Source organism: Halomonas saccharevitans (assembly GCF_032333995.1).
In the GTDB taxonomy this organism is placed as follows: domain Bacteria; phylum Pseudomonadota; class Gammaproteobacteria; order Pseudomonadales; family Halomonadaceae; genus Halomonas; species Halomonas saccharevitans.
Genome location: NZ_JAVXUR010000010.1, coordinates 1 through 2,092 on the forward strand (window position 1 = coordinate 1; position 2,092 = coordinate 2,092).

1 protein-coding gene and 1 rRNA gene are annotated in these 2,092 nt (G+C 55.0%); one reads left to right on the forward strand and one right to left on the reverse strand.

The window, feature by feature from the left end; all coding sequences use genetic code 11:
* The coding region (locus RSO68_RS15875) for a hypothetical protein (RefSeq protein WP_315587271.1) at positions 1-307 on the reverse strand (307 nt) is incomplete at its 3' end.
* A 166-nt stretch (positions 308-473) separates the two neighbouring features.
* Between RSO68_RS15875 and RSO68_RS15880 the strand changes: the two genes are divergently transcribed.
* A 16S ribosomal RNA gene (locus RSO68_RS15880) occupies positions 474-2,014 on the forward strand.
* The last annotated feature ends 78 nt before the right edge of the window (positions 2,015-2,092 follow it).

The following is a 2,092-nucleotide window of genomic DNA, read 5'->3' on the forward strand; positions in this document are numbered from 1 at the left end:
CCGTAAAGTACGCATCCGCTGCCGGCAACGGGCAAACGTTGCAGGCGGTAATGGTGGTGGAAGTGCTTGTTTCCATTTGGGTTTTTCGAAGTCGCTTTGAAAATTCCCGCTTGACGAACTCGTCGCATTCGGTAGAATGCACATCACTCGATCGGCACTCACTTCGCTCTGGCGAGATGAGGTTTCGGTCACCCGCTTCGCTTCTTCGGAACGCCTCGACGGGTTGACAAGAAACGCCGGTCATGTAGAATACGCCTTCCTCGCAGGGCGCCGCCGAGACCGCCGCTTCAATGATGCGGCCGGACACGACGGCAACAGCGAGACGCTCTTTAACAATCGATCAGGTAATTCATGTGGGCGCTTGTCGGGATGTTGGTGACCAGTCACTGAAACATTCAAGGCAAGCGACTCGTCAAATGAGACGTTTGAACCTTGAGCCAGGTTTGGTTCCACCTTAGGAACTATCAGACTTTAAACTGAAGAGTTTGATCATGGCTCAGATTGAACGCTGGCGGCAGGCCTAACACATGCAAGTCGAGCGGAAACGATCCTAGCTTGCTAGGAGGCGTCGAGCGGCGGACGGGTGAGTAATGCATAGGAATCTGCCCGGTAGTGGGGGATAACCTGGGGAAACCCAGGCTAATACCGCATACGCCCTACGGGGGAAAGCAGGGGATCTTCGGACCTTGCGCTATCGGATGAGCCTATGTCGGATTAGCTTGTTGGTGAGGTAATGGCTCACCAAGGCGACGATCCGTAGCTGGTCTGAGAGGATGATCAGCCACATCGGGACTGAGACACGGCCCGAACTCCTACGGGAGGCAGCAGTGGGGAATATTGGACAATGGGCGAAAGCCTGATCCAGCCATGCCGCGTGTGTGAAGAAGGCTTTCGGGTTGTAAAGCACTTTCAGTGAGGAAGAATGCCTTGGGCTTAATACGCCCGAGGAAAGACATCACTCACAGAAGAAGCACCGGCTAACTCCGTGCCAGCAGCCGCGGTAATACGGAGGGTGCGAGCGTTAATCGGAATTACTGGGCGTAAAGCGCGCGTAGGTGGCTTGATAAGCCGGTTGTGAAAGCCCCGGGCTCAACCTGGGAACGGCATCCGGAACTGTCAGGCTAGAGTGCAGGAGAGGAAGGTAGAATTCCCGGTGTAGCGGTGAAATGCGTAGAGATCGGGAGGAATACCAGTGGCGAAGGCGGCCTTCTGGACTGACACTGACACTGAGGTGCGAAAGCGTGGGTAGCAAACAGGATTAGATACCCTGGTAGTCCACGCCGTAAACGATGTCGACTAGCCGTTGGGGTCCTAGAGACCTTTGTGGCGCAGTTAACGCGATAAGTCGACCGCCTGGGGAGTACGGCCGCAAGGTTAAAACTCAAATGAATTGACGGGGGCCCGCACAAGCGGTGGAGCATGTGGTTTAATTCGATGCAACGCGAAGAACCTTACCTACCCTTGACATCGTGCGAACTTTCCAGAGATGGATTGGTGCCTTCGGGAGCGCACAGACAGGTGCTGCATGGCTGTCGTCAGCTCGTGTTGTGAAATGTTGGGTTAAGTCCCGTAACGAGCGCAACCCTTGTCCTTATTTGCCAGCACGTAATGGTGGGAACTCTAGGGAGACTGCCGGTGACAAACCGGAGGAAGGTGGGGACGACGTCAAGTCATCATGGCCCTTACGGGTAGGGCTACACACGTGCTACAATGGCCGGTACAATGGGTTGCAAAGCCGCGAGGTGGAGCTAATCCCATAAAGCCGGTCTCAGTCCGGATCGGAGTCTGCAACTCGACTCCGTGAAGTCGGAATCGCTAGTAATCGTGAATCAGAATGTCACGGTGAATACGTTCCCGGGCCTTGTACACACCGCCCGTCACACCATGGGAGTGGACTGCACCAGAAGTGGTTAGCTTAACCTTCGGGAGAGCGATCACCACGGTGTGGTTCATGACTGGGGTGAAGTCGTAACAAGGTAGCCGTAGGGGAACCTGCGGCTGGATCACCTCCTTAATCGACGACGTCACTAACACTCGTCAAGTGTCCACAATGAATTACCTGATCGACCAGAGCAACGACTGTTTGGGTCGC